Source organism: Shewanella sp. NIFS-20-20 (genome assembly GCF_019209865.1).
In the GTDB taxonomy this organism is placed as follows: Bacteria; Pseudomonadota; Gammaproteobacteria; order Enterobacterales; family Shewanellaceae; genus Shewanella.
In genome coordinates this window covers 34,958-54,814 of record NZ_JAHUTT010000021.1, presented here as the reverse complement: position 1 = coordinate 54,814, position 19,857 = coordinate 34,958, and the positions used below count along the sequence as shown (strand labels likewise).

At 49.3% G+C, this 19,857-nt stretch carries 16 protein-coding genes; 1 reads left to right on the top strand and 15 read right to left on the bottom strand.

Annotated elements, in window-relative coordinates; genetic code table 11:
* Positions 1-159 precede the first annotated feature (159 nt).
* Entirely contained in the window at positions 160-2,883 is a 2,724-nt protein-coding gene (gene secA, locus KU855_RS08815) for a preprotein translocase subunit SecA (RefSeq protein WP_218529925.1), read from the bottom strand.
* 60 nt (positions 2,884-2,943) lie between these two features.
* Positions 2,944-3,843, bottom strand: coding sequence for a M23 family metallopeptidase (locus KU855_RS08810; protein ID WP_218529924.1), 900 nt, complete (start codon positions 3,841-3,843; stop codon positions 2,944-2,946).
* A 27-nt stretch (positions 3,844-3,870) separates the two neighbouring features.
* Here KU855_RS08810 and KU855_RS08805 point away from each other — a divergent pair, with 27 nt between their 5' ends.
* Positions 3,871-4,332, top strand: a complete 462-nt coding sequence (locus tag KU855_RS08805) for a DUF721 domain-containing protein (RefSeq protein ID WP_218529923.1) — start codon at positions 3,871-3,873, stop codon at positions 4,330-4,332.
* Here KU855_RS08805 and lpxC read toward each other — a convergent pair.
* The 13 genes from lpxC to ftsL all read right to left on the bottom strand — a co-directional run bounded on the left by lpxC (position 4,329) and on the right by ftsL (position 19,854).
* A complete protein-coding gene (lpxC, locus tag KU855_RS08800) occupies positions 4,329-5,252 on the bottom strand; it encodes a UDP-3-O-acyl-N-acetylglucosamine deacetylase (RefSeq protein ID WP_218529922.1) in 924 nt (307 codons plus the stop codon). The genes KU855_RS08805 and lpxC overlap by 4 nt on opposite strands.
* Before the next feature lie 187 nt (positions 5,253-5,439).
* Entirely contained in the window at positions 5,440-6,639 is a 1,200-nt protein-coding gene (gene ftsZ / locus KU855_RS08795) for a cell division protein FtsZ (RefSeq protein ID WP_218529921.1), read from the bottom strand.
* A gap of 26 nt (positions 6,640-6,665) precedes the next feature.
* Complete coding sequence (gene ftsA, locus KU855_RS08790; RefSeq protein ID WP_218529920.1) at positions 6,666-7,901, bottom strand: cell division protein FtsA; 1,236 nt, start codon at positions 7,899-7,901, stop codon at positions 6,666-6,668.
* Between the two features lie 3 nt (positions 7,902-7,904).
* Positions 7,905-8,702 (bottom strand): cell division protein FtsQ/DivIB, encoded by a 798-nt coding sequence (locus KU855_RS08785; protein WP_256260941.1) that lies wholly within the window; start codon positions 8,700-8,702, stop codon positions 7,905-7,907.
* A gap of 95 nt (positions 8,703-8,797) precedes the next feature.
* Positions 8,798-10,243, bottom strand: a complete 1,446-nt coding sequence (gene murC / locus KU855_RS08780; protein ID WP_218529919.1) for a UDP-N-acetylmuramate--L-alanine ligase — start codon at positions 10,241-10,243, stop codon at positions 8,798-8,800.
* Complete coding sequence (gene murG / locus KU855_RS08775) at positions 10,240-11,334, bottom strand: undecaprenyldiphospho-muramoylpentapeptide beta-N-acetylglucosaminyltransferase (protein WP_218529918.1); 1,095 nt, start codon at positions 11,332-11,334, stop codon at positions 10,240-10,242. The genes murC and murG overlap by 4 nt, the downstream gene beginning before the upstream one ends.
* Positions 11,331-12,542: a cell division protein FtsW gene (gene ftsW / locus KU855_RS08770; protein WP_218529917.1), complete on the bottom strand. Its 1,212-nt coding sequence runs from the start codon at positions 12,540-12,542 to the stop codon at positions 11,331-11,333. Before ftsW ends, murG begins: the two co-directional genes overlap by 4 nt.
* The gene (gene murD / locus KU855_RS08765; protein WP_218529916.1) at positions 12,529-13,881 is read right to left on the bottom strand and encodes a UDP-N-acetylmuramoyl-L-alanine--D-glutamate ligase; all 1,353 of its coding nucleotides are present in this window, start codon (positions 13,879-13,881) and stop codon (positions 12,529-12,531) included. The genes ftsW and murD overlap by 14 nt, the downstream gene beginning before the upstream one ends.
* Positions 13,882-13,899: 18 nt before the next feature.
* On the bottom strand, positions 13,900-14,982 hold the full coding sequence (gene mraY, locus KU855_RS08760; protein ID WP_218529915.1) for a phospho-N-acetylmuramoyl-pentapeptide-transferase: 1,083 nt from the start codon (positions 14,980-14,982) through the stop codon (positions 13,900-13,902).
* Positions 14,983-16,350 (bottom strand): UDP-N-acetylmuramoyl-tripeptide--D-alanyl-D-alanine ligase, encoded by a 1,368-nt coding sequence (gene murF, locus KU855_RS08755; protein ID WP_218529914.1) that lies wholly within the window; start codon positions 16,348-16,350, stop codon positions 14,983-14,985.
* The gene (murE, locus tag KU855_RS08750; RefSeq protein ID WP_218529913.1) at positions 16,347-17,810 is read right to left on the bottom strand and encodes a UDP-N-acetylmuramoyl-L-alanyl-D-glutamate--2,6-diaminopimelate ligase; all 1,464 of its coding nucleotides are present in this window, start codon (positions 17,808-17,810) and stop codon (positions 16,347-16,349) included. Before murE ends, murF begins: the two co-directional genes overlap by 4 nt.
* Entirely contained in the window at positions 17,807-19,543 is a 1,737-nt protein-coding gene (locus KU855_RS08745; protein ID WP_218529912.1) for a penicillin-binding transpeptidase domain-containing protein, read from the bottom strand. Before KU855_RS08745 ends, murE begins: the two co-directional genes overlap by 4 nt.
* Positions 19,540-19,854, bottom strand: coding sequence for a cell division protein FtsL (gene ftsL, locus KU855_RS08740; protein WP_218529911.1), 315 nt, complete (start codon positions 19,852-19,854; stop codon positions 19,540-19,542). Before ftsL ends, KU855_RS08745 begins: the two co-directional genes overlap by 4 nt.
* Between the last annotated feature and the right edge of the window lie 3 nt (positions 19,855-19,857).

The following is a 19,857-nucleotide window of genomic DNA, read 5'->3' as shown; positions in this document are numbered from 1 at the left end:
GATTGATATGAGTACGCGCCAAAGCTTCTGAAAGTTGCATAAAAAAATCCGATGACAAGGGGTCATCGGATTTTGATCCTTTCAGTGAGATCGTCAAGCGATCTGTCTTAACTGATCGGCATTACCCCTTAGGTCGCCTTTATTTCTACACTATGACACTTAACTTAATTTTCCGTGGCATTGTTTATATTTCTTACCTGAACCACAAGGACACGGATCATTACGACCAACTTTTTCGCCCTCTCTCACCGTCGGCACATGGGCTTGTGCAACTGGAGCTTCGCCAGCGGGAGTCAAGGATTCTGCTTGGGCATGTTGGAAGTCTCTGTGCAAACGCGCTTCTTCTTCGCGTCGCTTCTCTTCCATTTGCTCCACATCTGATTGCGCTTGAACTTGAACTTTAGACAGAATACTAATGACGTCATGCTTTAATGAGTCCAGCATTTGCTGAAACAGTTCAAAAGACTCACGCTTATACTCTTGTTTAGGGTTCTTTTGGGCATAGCCGCGCAAGTGTATACCCTGACGCAAATGATCCATGGCAGCTAAATGCTCTTTCCATAAACCATCCAATGTTTGCAGCATGACGGCTTTTTCAAATTGACGTAGCACCGATGCGCCAACCATTTGCTCTTTATGGGCATAAGCGTCAGTCCATGCCGCCAAGATCCTCTCGCGCAGTGTTTCTTCGTAAAGATCTTCTTCTTTATCCAGCCAGGCTTGAATAGGCAGCGGTAAATTGAACTCTTGATGTAGACGTTGCTCCAATCCGGCAACATCCCACAACTCTTCAACCGATTGCGGCGGAATGTACTGCTCAATTAAACTAGAGAGCACATCGGTTTCAATATTACGGATGGTATCTTCAATGCTGTCGGCATCCATCAATTCATTACGCTGAGCGTAAACGACTTGACGCTGATCATTGGCGACATCATCAAATTCAAGCAATTGCTTACGAATGTCAAAGTTACGCGCTTCTACTTTGCGTTGCGCATTTTCAATGGCGCGCGATACCCAAGGATGTTCAATCGCCTCACCTGGCTGCATCCCCAGTTTCTTCATCATGGATGACACGCGATCGGAGGCAAAGATTCGCATCAAGCTATCTTCCATTGATAAATAAAAGCGCGAGGAGCCTGCATCCCCTTGACGGCCTGAGCGACCACGGAGCTGGTTGTCAATTCGACGAGATTCGTGACGCTCGGTTCCCAAGATGTGTAAACCACCTGCAGCTAACACCTCATCATGGCGCTCTTGCCAATCACTCCGTATTTTACTGATTTGTTCAGCACTTGGATTATTTAACGCTTCGACTTCCATTTTCCAGTTGCCGCCTAACACAATATCGGTACCACGGCCGGCCATGTTGGTCGCGACGGTCACGGCACCAATTCGTCCAGCTTGGGCGACAATGTCTGCCTCTTTCTCATGGAATTTGGCATTTAACACTGCGTGAGGAATTTTTTCTTTCTTCAGTAAATGCGCCAGTAATTCTGATTGTTCAATCGATACAGTACCTACCAATACTGGTTGACCACGTTCACGACAATCTTTAATGTCGGCAATAATGGCTTGATACTTTTCATCGGCGGTCAGATACACTAAATCTGCTAAATCTTTACGAACCATGGGGCGGTTTGTCGGAACAACAACCGTATCCAAACCATAGATATGTTGGAATTCAAACGCTTCAGTATCAGCCGTCCCTGTCATCCCCGCTAACTTTTGATATTGACGGAAATAGTTCTGGAAAGTGATCGACGCTAAGGTTTGGTTTTCATTTTGAATGTTAACCCCTTCTTTCGCTTCAACCGCTTGATGTAAACCTTCAGACCAGCGACGCCCTACCATAGTACGACCCGTGTGTTCATCAACGATAATAACCTCTCCGTTTTGAACCACATAATCGACATCTTTTTCAAATAAGGTATGTGCACGCAGTGCGGCGTTAACATGGTGCAATAATGAAATATTCGCTGCCGAGTACAATGAATCACCATCGGCTAACAAGCCGTGTTCAATCATTAACTGCTCGACCTTCTCTTGACCACGCTCGGTCAAGTGAACCTGCTTTGATTTTTCATCAATGCTGTAGTCACCTTCACCAACAAACTCATCTGAGTCTTCTTTGTCTTGTTGGATCAAGTTAGGAATGAGCAAATTCATCTTGCTATAAAGTTCAGAACTATCCTCAGCCGCACCGGAAATAATCAGTGGGGTACGCGCTTCATCAATCAAGATTGAATCGACTTCATCGATTAAGGCGTAATGTAAAGGTCGTTGTACGCGGTCATTTGGTGAGAATGCCATGTTATCCCTAAGATAATCAAAGCCAAACTCATTGTTAGTGCCGTAGGTAATGTCGGCGTTATAGGCATCTTTCTTTTCTTGTTGACCGAGACCCGCAACGTTAATGCCGACGCTTAATCCTAAGAATTCGAACAGGGGACGATTATTCTCAGCATCACGACGGGCTAGATAATCGTTCACCGTAATGACATGCACACCTTTACCACTCAAGGCGTTGAGGTACGCTGGTAAGGTCGCCGTTAAGGTTTTACCTTCACCGGTACGCATTTCTGCAATTCGATTACTGTCTAATACCATGCCGCCCAATAATTGCACGTCAAAGTGACGCATGTCAAAGACGCGCTTTGATGCTTCACGTACCACGGCAAAGGCTTCTGGGATCAACTTTTCAAGGGTTTCCCCTTGGGTTAAACGGTCACGGAATTCTTGCGTTTTTTGTTGTAATTCTTGGTCGCTAAGTTTTTCATACTCGGCTTCAAACGCGTTGATTTTAACTACGGTCTTATTTAGCGCTTTAAGAGTACGATCGTTACGGCTACCAAATACTTTTGTCAGTAAATTTCCAAACATCTGAATCACTTATTATTGTTAAAGGCCAATTTCACAAAATTGAGAAAGCCAAAATGTTAATTAAACAGGCTTGCGCAAGACATATTTAGTTGGATCTATTTGCTGTCCATTGCGTAACACCTCGTAATGCACATGTGGACCCGTTGAACGTCCTGTGCTGCCCATAATGGCAATCTTCTCGCCTTTGGTGACGACATCACCTACAGTGACTGACAAATCTTTGTTATGGCCATAACGTGTCGAAATCCCATTACCATGGTCAATTTCGACTAAATTTCCATAACCAAACATGCTACCGGACCAAGTCACCACACCGGCAGCTGTCGCTACCACGTTTGAACCTTCAGATCCGGCAAAATCGATACCTTTATGATGGGTTTTGCGACCATTAAAAGGATCGTTTCTGATACCGTAGGGAGATGACAACCAACCTTTTTCGATCGGACGCCCTGAAATATACCGCTCTACTCCTATATTGAGATTAGAAGAGACAGTTTCAAGTAGAGGAAGCTGTTGATTGTTAATTTCTAGACGTTGCGCCATCGAATCGATTTCTGCCATCAATTCGGCAAGAGTCAATTGTTCACCAATATCTGTCAGTCCGCCCACACCAACTTGTGCGTTAAAATCAAACTGTTCACTTAATTGGTTTTCTGCGGCCAACTGTTGTCCAAGCGCTTCTAAACGTGTCAATTTCGCTTGCATCAACGCCACGTGCTGCGCCAACGTCGCCAACTGTGATTCGGTGGCACCTTTTAACTCAAGCACTCGTTGGTGCTGTGCTTCACGTGCTAATTTTTCTGTATCAACAGTATGTTGCTGCGATTTAAATTGGTCGGTCGCATGCTGGTATACACCCGCACCGGCGGCAATCAGCAGGATAGGCAATAAAAACCAGCGTTTACCTGGCTGCCAACGGCTGACGCCTTTTCGCCTTTGAATAAAAACTGTTACACTCATAGCCTAATTCAGCCATTTAATGATCATATGAAAAAGCTCCCTCAGGATCTGTGCCAATTGCTGCATGGCAATGGTCAATTACCTGAAATTGCCGAGAAAGCGGAACTGTTAAATCAACTGGATAGAGAACTAAAACAGTTGATTAGTGGTCCCGTGGTCGATCAGCTGAAAGTCGCTAATCTTCGTCATAATGTCTTAGTACTGGAAACGTCTGCTGCTATCTGGGCAACCCGAATTAACTTTCAGAAAACCAGACTATTACAGCAACTCCAACAACAAACGTTGCCCATGCTTACCGCTATTGAAGTTAAAGTCAACCCAGGCCTAGCCTTTCGTGAGGTTGAGCCACAAGTTAACCGTCGTCATATTAGCGAGAACACCGCTCACCATCTTGATGCGTTAGCCGAACAAGCCGGTGGTGAGCTAGGCCAAAAACTAAAACGGCTGGCTGCATTAGCCAGCCGTCGTAGGCTATCATCAGAGGATTAGGCGAAAGACCCCGCCATCCCAGGAACGGTGAAGCTCACGGGGACGTCAGCTTCTTGTTCGAAACTGACCAACTCCCAAGCATCCGCTTGAGCGAGCACCGCTCTGACTAACTGATTATTCAGTGCGTGACCGGTTTTATGGGCACAAAACTCACCCACTAATGAATGACCACACACATATAAGTCGCCAAAAGCATCAAGAATTTTGTGCTTAACAAATTCATCCTCATAACGCAGACCGTCGGGGTTGAGGACACGGTACTCATCAAGCACAACCGCATTTTCCATGCTGCCGCCCAATGCTAAATTATTGGCTCTTAAGTATTCAATATCACGCATAAAGCCAAAGGTACGAGCACGACTGATTTCTTTTACAAACGCAGAAGCAGAGAAATCTAACATCATGTGCTGTTGACTACGAGCAATCTCAGGATGGGCAAAGTCAATGCTAAAATTAACTCGGAAACCATCAAATGGACGAAGCTCAGCCCACTTATCGCCGTCTTCAACACGGACCGTTTTCTTAATGCGCATATATTTCTTTAATGCGCTTTGCTGAGCGATACCGGCACTTTGAAGTAAAAAAACAAACGGGCTAGCACTGCCATCCATAATTGGGATTTCAGGTGCATTCACTTCAATAATTGCGTTATCGATACCTAAACCAGCCAATGCCGCGAATAAATGCTCAATCGTAGAAATACGCACACCATCGTCATTAACTAACGCGGTACACATGGTTGTTTCTCGCACTTGATCAGCCAAGGCGGGAATAACAACTGCAGGCTCTAAATCCGTTCGTACCAATTTGATACCCGAATTCACCGGCGCAGGCTTAATGGTTAACGTGACCTTGTTACCCGAATGCAGGCCAACGCCAATCGTCTTAACCATTTTTTGCACAGTTCTTTGAAATATCATTCTGCTACCCGTACTGTCTCTACTAAAACTTGGCAATTATTGCACGATTTTTGACCGCGCATAGCGCAGCTGGTCTGATATCTTACCACAAGTATTGAAATTGACAAAAATAGCTCAATTAGCACCCAGAGTAAGATTCAACCAACGTACGGCTATTGCTCATTTACGCAACCCTTGTCTCGCCTATTTAATCGGCTTGCTTACGCAAGAACGCTGGAATATCTAAATAGTCGAGCTCGTTACGATTGGCCGGTGCTGGGTTAGTCACGGCATTCGCGCCTCGGTTTGCCGACGCCACTTGGCCGCTATGTCCTGGATTTGATGGCATAGTTACCGCATCTTCAGCGACAAACTCTGTGCGCTCAGGAGCTACTGCCACTGGCTCTGGACGAGCAACTGGCTTAGTGACTAACTGAATATCAGGCTTCTTTTCCGCACCGATCCCAGTAGCAACCACAGTCACACGCAATTCATCGCTCATTTCTGGATCGATAACTGCACCCACAACCACGGTCGCATTATCAGAAGCATAAGCCTTAACGTGGTTACCGACAGTTTCAAACTCTTCAATGCTCATATCAAGACCGGCGGTGATGTTCACCAGCACGCCACGAGCACCAGCTAAGTCGATATCTTCCAATAGCGGACTGGCTACCGCAGCTTCAGCCGCTTCTTCAGCGCGATCTTCACCACGAGAAACCCCGGTGCCCATCATGGCATTACCCATCTCAGACATCACGGTTTTCACGTCAGCAAAGTCGACGTTAATAAGGCCTGGGCGAGTGATCAGCTCAGCAATACCTTGAACAGCACCGAGTAACACGTTATTCGCTGCAGCAAAGGCATCTAACAGAGAGGTTCCGCGACCCAATACTTTCAATAACTTTTCGTTAGGGATAGTGATTAATGAGTCAACGTGTTTAGCCAGCTCAGCTATGCCTTGCTCGGCATAGGCCATGCGCTTTTTGCCTTCAAATGGAAACGGCTTAGTGACTACCGCAACCGTTAGAATGCCTTCTTCACGTGCAATTTGGGCCACAACTGGTGCAGCACCCGTACCTGTACCCCCCCCCATACCGGCCGCAATAAAGATCATGTCCGATCCTTTAATGGCCGCGCGGATGTTTTCTTTATCTTCTTCAGCAGCCATGCGCCCAATTTCTGGGTTAGCGCCAGCGCCAAGCCCTTTAGTCACATCACGACCTAACTGAATCGTGGAGCCTGCTTGCGACTTACGCAATGCCTGAGCATCGGTATTAGTTGCAATAAACTCAACACCTTCAATGTTATGTTTCACCATGTGCTCAACGGCATTACCACCGCCACCGCCCACACCGATAACCTTGATTACCGCCTCATCAGAGTGCGTATCCATAATTTCGAACATATGCTGTTCTCCGTTGTTGCCTGCGTTTAAAACTCGCCTTTAAACCAGCTTTGTACCCGATTCCAAAGACTGGTTACCCCTTGTAGTTGCGGCCGCTCAAACTGACGTTCAAGCACCCGTCTGGCACCGTAGTGCAGCAACCCGACTCCAGTGGAGTACACAGGTTGTTCAACACGTTCAAATAAACCTTTCACCGGCAAGGGCAGTGCCACCCTAACCGGCATGCCAAATGTAGCTTCCGCTACATCGACGGCGCCTTCAATTGACGCCGTGCCACCGGTCAGCACAATACCGGCGGCAATTTGATCTTCAAGCCCTGCATCACGTAATTGCTTTAGCACTAGCTCAAACAATTCTTGATACCTAGGTTCCACCACCTCGGCCAATGTGTGGCGCGACATGGTTCGTGAGGGTCGCCCCCCGACCGAAGGTACTTCAATGCTGTCTTCACGACTGACTGCTGAACTGCGAGCACAAGCATGTTGTACTTTGATTTGCTCAGCATGTGACAGTGGTGTTCTAAAAATCTTAGCGATATCGCTACTGACTTGGTTGCCCGCCACGGGCACCACAGCGCAATGACGCAGCGCTCCGTTGGTGTAGACCGCAATATCTGTGGTACCACCACCGATATCAACCAAACAGACACCCAGATCTTTCTCGTCATTGGTCAACACCGCATCCGCAGAGGCAATGCCTGAAAACACTAGGTCATCGACGCGAAGACCACAGCGCTCAACGCTCTTGGTAATATTTTTGGCCATATCATTGGCACATGTGACGATATGAACCTTGGCTTCCATTCGCATGCCAGACATGCCAATCGGGCTTCTGATCCCTTCTTGAATATCGATAGCGTACTCTTGCGGCAGCACGTGCAAAATACGACGTTCCGTCGGTATTTTTACCGAGCGCGCGGTGTGAATAACGCTGTCCACATCTTCCTGAGTCACTTCTTCGTCGTTAATCGACACCATGCCATTTTCATTCTGACAATCGATGTGTTTGCCAGAGATACTTAAATACACAGAGGCAACTTTACAATCCGCCATCAACTCGGCTTGATCCAATGCACGCTGTACGCTCTTAACGATGGAATCGAGATCGTTGACCCCGCCCTTATCCATGCCGCGTGAAGGGTGATTGCCAAGACCTATGATGCTGATCTCGCCATCGGGCAAGACTTCGCCAATCACCACAGCAACTTTAGAAGTGCCGATGTCTAAGCCAACGATCAGATTTCTTTCTAGGTTCTTAGTCATTCGTTAACGGCTCTCTGTTTGTGTCTCTTTCCAACCTACGGCTAGACCTGTGTCATAACGTAAATCAATGCGTTCAATAGCTTTATTTACTTGGGTCAACCTCGGATACACATCGATAAATCGCTGGATCCTTGTCATTTTATCTTCACGGCCCAAGGCTAAAATAATGCCGTTAGTTAACTGTGCTTCCCAAGCATGACGGGGGCTTACCGTCAATTGGCTGAGGCCAAAGCCATTGTTAGCTAACAAGCGTTGTAATTGTTGATAGCTATTCAACACTTCAGCAGCCATATTTTCAGGCCCCGCTAATTGCGGCAATGGCCCAATTTCTGGTTTGGCCGGCGCAATAAACACCTGACCGTGCACATTCAACCAATCATCACCATTCCAATGCGCGGCAGGTTGCTGCTCCTGCAAATGTACCTTGAGTTTGGCTGGCCACTCTCGCCGAACCGATGCCTCATACACCCAAGGCAAATGTTGTAGCGCGCCCTGAACCTGATCGATATCGGCACTAAAAAAACTGCGCTGCATCGTCTCTTGCAATGCCGAACGTATATCTTGATCGGAAGTGAAACTACGCTCACCCTCCACAATTACGGATTCAATCGGCAAGGCTTCGGCATCATTCAGTAACCGATGCAAATGCATCGCCGCTCCCGCTAACGACATCAAGACTAAGCACAGAAACATTAGGCCACTTAATAAGTACCAATCGAGCCGTACTATGCCATTTCGCAGTTGTTGTAGCTTGTCCTTCCAGCCCACTATGCCATCCGCCCAGTGTCGGTCTCGAATCAAGGGAAACCGATCATTATATAGAGCTATTGTCTAGGGTCAAAAATTCATGCTCTAGACACAGCAATTGCCTAATTATCAAACAACTTTACCTATATTTAAGCTTCAGAGAAACCTAAACCAGTGGTGGCTAATTGTTTTGATAACGCCCCGATATTGCCAGCCCCTTGAGTCAAGAGTAAATCGCCGGCGGTCACTTGCTCTCGCACTATGCTTGCTAACTGCTCAGGACTCGATACAAATACAGGGTCAACTTGGCCACGCAAACGGATCGCACGGCATAATGCGCGACCGTCGGCTCCCACAATGGCCTCTTCACCGGCAGCGTATACATCAAGAAGCAACAAACAATCCACTTGCGATAGCACTTCTACAAAATCTTCAAATAAATCGCGAGTACGCGAATATCGGTGCGGTTGATATGCCATCACTAAGCGGCGATCAGGCCAGCCCGCACGAGCGGCTTTAATGGTCGCGGCCACTTCGCTGGGGTGATGACCGTAATCATCCACCAATAACACTTCACCATTAGGGGTATTAAACTCACCCAACTGCTGAAAACGACGGCCAATGCCTTCAAACTTGGCTAATGCAGCGAGGATCGCTTGATCATCAATGTCATCTTCACTCGCTACGGCAATGGCGGCTAATGCATTTAACACATTGTGCTGGCCAGGCAAATTGACGACCATATCGACATCGTCCATGCCATGACGACACAGAGTAAAGCGACATTGACTGCCTTGTTGCTCAAAATTGATGGCCCTCACATCGGCATCATCACTGAAGCCGTAGGTAATCACCTTGCGGCTAATGCGTGGTATCAGTTCGCGCACCACAGGATCGTCAATACAGACCACTGCAACCCCATAAAATGGCAAGTTATGCAGAAAATCTATAAAGGTATTTTTTAGAACATTGAAGTCACCACCATAGGTATCCATATGATCGGCTTCAATATTGGTCACTACTGACACCATGGGCTGGAGATGCAAGAAGCTGGCATCACTCTCATCAGCCTCGGCAATCAAATAACGGCTGCTGCCCAAACGAGCATTGGTGCCTGCACTGTTGAGCAAGCCACCAATCACAAATGTTGGATCGCGATCGGCTTCACCATAGACACTGGCAATCAAACTAGTGGTCGTGGTTTTACCATGCGTCCCTGCGACAGCCACCCCATGGCGATAGCGCATTAATTCAGCCAACATTTCAGCACGGCGAACCACGGGAATACGCCATTCACGAGCAGCCACCAGTTCTGGGTTTGTCGCGGCAATCGCGGTCGACACTACCACCACGTCGGCATCTGCCACATGCTCACCACTGTGGCCAATGAGAATGCTGGCACCTAACGAAGCTAACCGCTCGGTCACGGCGTTTTCGGCGATATCTGAGCCACTAATATAATAGCCTTCGTTGACCAGAACTTCGGCAATGCCACCCATGCCCGCACCACCAATTCCGACAAAGTGGATGCGATTGACTCGACGCATCTCAGGGATCATCTTACGTAACTGTTGGTACTTCTCTGTCGTTCTCATAACTCTCTTGTCCCGGCAAGTTCAATACAGACTTGGGCCACACGTTCAGTGGAGTCCAGTACTGCGGCTTGCCTTGCATTTTGCCCCATCTGATTGAGCTCGGCTTTATCCTCAGCCAATAGCGCCAATTTCGAGGCTAATTTATCTACCGTTAATATCGGTTGCGGCAATAATAACGCTGCGCCCGCCGATACCAACACCTTAGCGTTTAGGGTTTGATGATCATCCACGGCATGAGGAAACGGCACCAAAATACTCGGTAGCCCTACCGCCGCCAATTCTGACACGGTTAAGGCGCCACTGCGGCAGATCACCACATCGGCCCAGCGATAAGCCGCTTCCATATCATCAATAAATTCAGCCACTTTAACTGCACCTTGCTGGCGTAAGCCTTGGTAAGCAGCTAACACTTGTGTGTGGTTATCTTTGCCCACTTGATGCCACACGGTTAAGGCGTGTTGCGGAGCCAGATTTGCCACCACTTGCGGCATAATGTCGTTCAATATCTTGGCGCCTAAACTGCCGCCGACCACCAACACATTGAGGTTGTCACCTTGATTGTCATGCGCTTGTTGACCCAGCGCGATCAATTCACTGCGCACCGGATTGCCAACGGTCACCGCATCATCACGCAAACCAGCAAAGGTATGCTCAAAGGCGCACAAGACACGAGTGGCGATCCGCGCTAACAATTTATTCGTCATACCCGCAATGGCATTTTGCTCATGCAACACCAAGGGAATGCCGGCTAATTTAGCCGCGACCCCACCAGGACCACTAGCAAAGCCTCCCATGCCGAGTACCACATCGGGTTTAAACTCGTTAATCACTTGGCGAGCCTGCCATATAGACCGCAATATTTTCGCCGGGGCCGCCAATTTTCTAAGCAAACCATTGCCGCGCACACCTTTGATATCGATAAAGTTGATATCAAACCCATATTTAGGCACTAATCGCGCTTCCATCCGGTCGGCGGTTCCTAACCAACGCACTTGCCAACCTTGTTGAGCCAGCGCCTTCGCAACCGCAAGCGCGGGAAACACATGACCACCGGTCCCCCCGGCCATCACTAATATTCTTTTTTGATTCATGGCGTGACTCCTTGAGACTGTGGCTGTGCCAACTGCAAACGCCGTTCATAATCGATTCGTAATAACACTGTCACGGCTGCGGTCATCACCCATAAACTACTGCCGCCATAACTGATAAATGGCAAGGTCAGCCCTTTAGTCGGCAACATACCAATGCTGGCGCCAATATTGACCACGGTTTGAAAACAAAACCAAATGCCAATGCCATAGGCCAAAAAGCTCTCAAACGCCTTATCCATCTGCAAACACAGACTGCCCAAACGAATGGCGCGCAGCGCCACAAACATCAACACAATCAACACAATGACTATGCCAACAAACCCGAGTTCTTCACCGATGACAGCAAAAATGAAGTCGGTATGCGCCTCGGGTAAGTACTCCAATTTTTGAATACTGTTGCCAAGCCCTTGGCCAAACCAATCACCGCGACCATAGGCCATCAATGATTGCGTCAGCTGATAACCGCTGCCAAAGGGATCCTTCCAAGGATCGCGAAACGACATGACCCGTAACATGCGATATTCGGCTGTCATCACCAGCACGATAAAGCTGATAATGCCGCCGAAGATCAGTACAAAAAAATCAAACATTCGAGCACCAGCAAGAAATAGCAAGCCAACGGTACTCACAAATAACACCACGACCGTGCCTAAGTCCGGTTGCATCAACAGCAAAAATGCAAACAATAAGAACACCGCAATGGGTTTATAAAACCCTTTGGCATGCTCTCTAATTTCCTCGTGGCGCCGGACTAAATAGCCCGCCATATAAACCACAAAGGCAAACTTGGCTAACTCGGCGACTTGAATACGAATCGGCCCCAATGATAGCCAACGTGTCGCGCCATTGACCGAGGTGCCAACAAACAACACCGCGACTAACATGAACAGCACCACCATCAAGATAATCGGGCTTAACTGCTGCCAACGATGCATCTCTAATTGCAACACCACAGCCGCAATCACGCCGCAACCCAGCAAATAAAACAAATGGCGCCACACAAAGTGCAGTGGATTTCCCGTCAAAGTCTCGGCTTCTGCCATCGACGCCGACATCACCATCACAAAGCCAAAACCAATTAAGCACAGCACCGCGCACAGCAAACTTCTATCGTACATAGGCTCAGTTCGAGGCCGACTCGAACCGAATGCTATCGGCCACGACCACCGCTGACCAAACCTATGTATTTGCCGATCATTCGCTGCCATGCAACGCCTCCGCCGCAGCGGCAAAATCACGACCTCTGGCCATATAATTGGGATACATATCTAAGCTGGCACAAGCCGGTGACAGCAATACCATATCGCCAGTCTGGCAGAGGCTAAACGCGGTATTCACCGCCTCGCTCATGGTGGTTACGGCAATGGCTCCGGGTTTCAATGCCGCAATTTTAGGGCCATCACGCCCAAGCGTGATCAACTGAGCCACTCGCTGCAAGGCCGGTTGCAATGGCGCGATATCAGCGCCTTTGGCATCGCCGCCAGCAATCAAGATGATTTGCCCAGCAAAATCAGCAAAACCATCGAGAGCCGCCAATGTAGCGCCCACATTCGTGGCCTTGGAATCATCAATGAATGTGACGCCATTAACTGAAGCCACAGACTGGCAACGGTGGGGCAATCCTGTAAATTGCTGCGCCACACTGACCATCGCTGAACGCTTAATATCAACCGCATCACATAACGCCATAGCCGCCAAGACATTGGCCAAGTTATGACGCCCCATCAGCCCCACATCGTCACAAGCCATTAATCGAGACTGACCATGGACTAACTCGCCTTCACGAATGCCCCAGTCATCGCCATCAGGCTCATTGAGCCCAAAGCTGAGGTAATGACCGGGTTCTGATGAATGAGTCATCTTATCTTCGCGGTTAATCAGGCACACCCGAGCCTGAGCGTATATCGACAACTTGGCTTGGCGATAAGACTGGAGATCGGGATACCGATCCATATGGTCTTCGCTGATATTTAAACAGGTTGCCACCGCACACTTAAGGCTTGAGGTCGTTTCTAACTGAAAGCTGGAAAGCTCGAGCACATACACGTCTGACTCTGTGGCCAGCAAATCCAGCGCGGGGACTCCGATATTACCACCGACGGCCACCTTAACCCCGGCCGCTTTAACCATGTCGCCGACTAATGTCGTCACTGTGGTTTTACCGTTGGAACCAGTAATGGCGATTATCTTCGCTTGAGGCTGGGTGGCCGTGACCGCGCGGGCAAACAGTTCCACATCGCCAATGACCTCAATGCCCATATCCAGAGCGACCCGCACTTCAGGTGTGGATAACGCAATGCCGGGACTGATAATAATCTGTTGTGCTTGCACCAAGTAACGACAATCAAAGCCATTGGTGATTAACGCCACATCCGCAAAGTCTCGGGCTAACTCTTCATGCCCCGGTGGTGAGCTGCGGCTATCCATCACAATCGGCGTAATGCCCATACGATGAAGGTAGCGCACCACTGATAATCCTGTGGCACCTAACCCAAGCACCACATGGCTGGCGGGCGCTGGGCTGGCTTTACTTGATTCAGTTCTCATCAACGAGGGCATCTTGGCTTACCTCAACTTCAGGGTCGCTAGACCCAGCAAAACCAAAAATAAAGAAATAATCCAAAAGCGCACGATCACTCGAGGTTCTGGCCAACCTTTTAATTCATAGTGGTGGTGAATTGGTGCCATCCGGAAAATACGCTGACCGCGCAGTTTATAACTGCCCACTTGCAGGATCACCGACAAGGTCTCCATCACGAATACCCCACCCATGATCACCAGCAATATCTCTTGACGCACTAGCACGGCCATCGCCCCTAATGCCGCGCCTAACGATAGCGAGCCCACATCGCCCATAAACACTTGGGCTGGATAGGTGTTAAACCATAAGAAGCCTAAGCCGGCACCCACAATCGCGGTACAAACAATCACCAACTCACCGGCGCCAGGCAAATACGGGATATGCAAATAACTTGAAAACTGTGCGTGACCTGACAGGTAAGCAATCAATGCAAACGCAGCAGCAACCATGACGGTAGGCACAATCGCTAAGCCATCCAAGCCATCGGTCAAATTAACCGCGTTGCTTGAGCCCACAATCGTGAAATAGGCCAGCACAATAAACATCAGTCCCAACTGCGGCATCACATCCTTGAAGAAAGGCACCACTAACTGAGTTTCGCCAGGATGCATGGATGAGAAGTACAAATACACGGCAATCGCCAACGCGGCGAGCGACTGTAAGATATACTTCCAACGCGCAATCAAGCCCTTGGTGTCTTTGCGCACCACTTTACGGTAATCGTCAACAAAGCCAATTAAGCCGAAGGCCGCCAAAACAAACAGCATGACCCACACATAGCGGCTATCGAGATCGCCCCACAGCAAGACACTGATAAAAATGCCCGCAAGGATCAATAATCCGCCCATCGTTGGGGTGCCACGTTTGCTAAAATGAGATTCTGGCCCATCATTACGCACGACTTGACCAATTTGCAGCAACTGCAAACGTTCAATCATCTTAGGCCCCCACCATAAACTAAACACTAAGGCAGTGAGCAAACCCAAGATGGCTCTAAAGGTCAAATAGGAAAATACGTTAAACCCGGTATAAAATTGGGTTAAATACTCCGCTAGATAAACCAGCATTTACACTAACTCCCCCCGCTCAAAAGCGGCTGCTAAGGCGGCGACAACGCGTTCCATTCTGGCGCTGCGCGACCCTTTAACTAATACGGTTGCATTGCTGGGTAACTGATTGAGATAACTAATTAAGCTCAAAATTAACTGGTCAATGTCTGCGTGATGTTTTGCACCAAATTTAGCACTCGTATGCGCACTCAATTGGCCGGTACAGAACAATGCCTTTATCCCTTTTTGCCTAGCAAGACTACCCAGCTGTGCATGCAAAAGGGGGGCATTGTCGCCTAATTCGCCCAAATCGCCCAGCACTAAACACCGCTCAGTTTGAATTTCCGCTAAGTAGTCGATCGCGGCGGCCACAGAGTTTGGATTGGCATTGTAACTATCATCAATCACCTTAAAGCGTCCGAGGGTCAGCGGCAGCATGCGCCCTTTCACTGGCTGCAACTGGGCCAAGCCCGCCAGAATATCGGCCATTTCAAAGCCAGCCCCTAACGACATCGCGGTAGCGGCTAAGGCATTTAACACCTGATGGCGTCCCGCCAAGGCGAGCTTGATTGGGTAACGCTGCGCTTGAACCACCAAGGTAAAGCCATAACAGCCATGGCTGTCGGCAACTACATCCAGTGCGCGCACATCGGCATCGTTATCGATAGCAAAGGTTAATTGTCGATAGTCTTTAGCCGCCTGCTGCATGACCTCATAAAAATCATCATCTCGATTAATGACCGCGACACCATCGGCGGCCAAGTGATTAAAGATTTCTGATTTTGCCGTCGCCACGCCCGCTAATGAGCCAAAGCCCTCTAAATGCGCGCTCGCGACATTGTTAACCATGGCCACTTTGGGCTGTACTAAGCCAGAGGTATAGTCGATTTCGCCAAGGTGATTTGCGCCCAGTTCAAACACTCCCACTTGGTGCTGAGGCTCGAGTCGCAACAAGGTCAAAGGCACGCCAATATCATTATTAAAATTACCGGCCGTATACAGGACGTTGTGGCTTTGCTTGGCAATGGTCGCGAGCATTTCTTTCACGCTGGTTTTACCATTCGAGCCTGTCAACGCTAAGCACAAGGGTTGCACTTGTTGGCGAACATAAGCCCCAAGCTGCCCTAAGGCTTGATGACAATCAGCGACCACAATTTGTGCCACATCCAAGGGCAAGACCCGCTCCACCACTAACGCAATGGCTCCATTGGCCAGCGCCGAGGCGGCAAACATATGGCCATCAAATTTATCTCCGGTTAACGCAATAAATAAACCACGATCGCCGCAATCACGGCTATCGGTAGACACCGAATAGATAACACTATCTTCACCCTGCAACTGACCGGATAACACCTTGGCCAAGGTACTGATAGATAAAGGGATCATTGTTTTACTCCAGAGACTAACTGCGCCGCTAACTCGCGCTCATCATAATGATGTTTAACGCCCATGATTTCTTGGTAGGTTTCATGGCCTTTACCCGCCAGTAAAATCACATCCTGACTCCCAGCTAAGGCAAATACTTGTTGGATAGCCGCCACCCTTTCAGGCTCGACCATAACTCGCTGCGGCTCGCGCAATCCGCTCAGCACATCGGCAATAATCGCTTGGGGATCTTCGCTTCTGGCATTGTCTGACGTCACCATGACCTTGTCGGCAAACCGTTCGGCCACCTGGCCCATGAGCGGCCGTTTACCGCTATCGCGATCGCCACCGCAACCAAACACACACCATAATTGGCCGCGGCAATGAACCCGCAACGCTTTTAGCGCTTGCTCAAGGGCATCTGGGGTGTGCGCGTAATCGACGACCACACATTGTCCCGTGGCGGCAGTAAAACGCTCCATGCGACCGGCCACCGGTTGTAATTGCGCCACCGCCGCTAGCAAATCATGCATATCGTAAGCCGCTAAATGCAGGCACGCGAGGGCCGCCAGCACATTGGCCAAGTTAAACTCGCCCAACAATGGGGAGCGTAATTGCCCGCGCCCACCAGGCCATTGGATCTCAGCATCGACGCCCGCTTCATGATATTGAGCACTGATCACTTGATAATCAGCCTTGGCGTGCCCCTTGAGGCTATACCCTGAAATATGGCGAGCGAGTTCCTGCTCTTGCCAGTTTTCAGAACACACATCATCGAGATTGAGTACGCTATGCTTGAGGGTCGGAAAACTGAATAGGCGTAATTTAGCCGCCGCATAAGATGCCATATCACCATGATAATCAAGATGATCTCGACTAAGGTTGGTGAACACCGCGATATCAAAAGGCACCGCGGCCACACGGCCTTGAACCAAACCATGGCTAGAGACTTCCATTGCACAAATATCCATCCCAGAGTGACTAAACTCATGGAGTTGGCGCATCATGGTCACGGCATCAGCGGTGGTATTGCCACTCTCAATCAGCTGGCCCCACTCGCCATTGCCCAAGGTTCCCATGACAGCAGCGCGTCGACCGAGCGTTTGGCTCAACTGCGCGATAAACTGAGTCACCGAGGTTTTACCATTGGTGCCAGTGACACCCACTAAATTCATGGTGCTTGAGGCCAGCGAATAGCGCCGAGCCGCCACTTGTGACAGGCACTTAGCTAACTCAAAGAAATAGACACAGTGCCCTTGGCGCTGACCATGTTGACTCTGGTCATCACAGTGCACCAATATCGCCGTTGCCCCGTTGGCAATGGCAGTGTCAATATAGTTGCGACCATCAGACACGTGACCTGGGACGGCAATAAACACGTCGCCAGGGCAAATTTTGCGGCTATCAAGCTGCAATTGATTAATGCTTTCGTCCCCATGGTATTCCATCCAGGGAGACAGCAGTTCAGTTAAGCTCATCATTCTGCTTTTCCTCCCGCGGCAACCAACTGTAATTTTTGTTGTTGGCTAATGGGTTCTACATTCAACATTTGTAAGGAGCCAGCCATCACGCTGGCAAAGACCGGGGCAGCCACATCGCCACCATAATAGCGATCACCCTTAGGCTCATCGATGACCACCGCAATGGCTAGTCTTGGGTTATGCACCGGCGCGACTCCGGCAAATAAGGCAACATAATCATCACCATAACCGCCAGCTACCGCCTTACGACTGGTGCCAGTTTTCCCGGCGACGGGATAACCTTCAATATGCGCTTGGGTCGCCGTGCCTCCTGACTCTGTCACCCCAACCAACATGTTCATGACGTCACGCGCCACTTGAGGGTCGAGCACTTGTTCGCCTTCGGGCACTTTTTTTAACTTTAAAATAGACACCGGCCGCAATACCCCGCCGGCGCCTAACGTGGCATACATGCGGGCCAATTGTAGGGGGGTGGCCGTCAGGCCATAACCAAATGATAAGGTGGCCCGCTCAAAATCAGACCAGCGGTGCTGCTCGCGGATCAAGCCGGCATTTTCACCGGTCAAATTAATGCCGGAGTAATTACCTAAGCCCATCGAGTAATAGGTACCGAGCAATTGCTCAACCGGCATCGCCAAGGCTAATTTACTGATGCCCACGTTACTGGACTTCACCAAAATTTTCGCCAGTGACATTTCGCCATAATTGCGAGAATCACGCACTTGACGCCCCCCGATGCGCATCCATCCAGGTGAGGTATTGACGAGATCAGAATCGTTGACGACCCCAGCCTCAAGCGCCGCAGCCATCACAAAGGGTTTGATGGTCGACCCCGGTTCAAAGGTATCGGTCAGGGCCTTATTGCGCATCCGAAACGGCTGCAAACTCTCGCGTGAATTAGGGTTATAGGACGGCGTATTCACCATGGCGAGCACTTCACCGGTGTGAACATCGATCACCACCGCCGAGCCGGCTGTCGCTTGGTTCATTTCAGTGGCGCGCTTAAGCTCGCGGTAGGCCAATTGCTGAATACGCTGATCAATACTCAAGACTAAATCATTCGGGCGCTCACCTTCTTGGACGGTATCGAGGCGCTCCACCACATGACCATCGCGAGATTTACGCACCTTTTCTTTCGACGGCGTACCGGTTAACCAATCGTTATAGTTACGCTCTAACCCTTCAATACCAACATCGTCAATATTGGTAATACCGATGACTTGGGCAGTAATTTCACCCGCAGGATAATAACGACGTGACTCGGCACGTTGGCCGATCCCTTTGATTTTAAGATTCTTAATATAATCACCCACCGCAGGTGTCACCTGCCGGGCGAGATAAATGAAGCGGCGATTAGGGTTTTCTTTCACCCGCGCAACCAATTGATCCACTGGTTGATGCAGAATATCCGCCAGTGCTTGCCAACGTCTCATGTCAGCAAAGCCATTTTTTTCAATCACTTCTTTCGGATCGGCAATCACAGCACGCACCGGCACGCTCACCGCCAACATTTCGCCATTACGATCGGTGATCAAGCCGCGCTGCACTTCACGACTGGTGGTGCGCAAGCTGCGCATATCGCTTTGTTGGCGCAACATGTCTGGTTCAATCACTTGAATATAGGCGGCTCTCGCCATCAGACAGAAGAAAAGCAACAAGACAGCGCCGACGACAACGCGCAGACGCCATTGGATAAGTTGAGGTTTTTGCTTACGTTTTGCCTGTCTACTCATGGTCGCCTCACTACCACTTCCTCACTGGGAAGGGGTCGATTCATGTGCAATTCCTTGGTAGCAATCTGAGTAATACGACTGTGTTCAGCTTGCGATTGCTCTTCCAGTAGCAAGTTGCGCCACTCGATATCTAATTGATCTCGCTTTTGCATCAATTGATCCCAATGACTGATCAACTGCCGACTCTCATGACTCACCAACACCACAACCACGGCATTGATCAGCACGGCTAAGGCCAGTAACACCACATACCTGTGCTGCCACAGGTCAGCAACCACTATGCCCAGTAAGTTTTGATCTGCCTTAGCCATAGC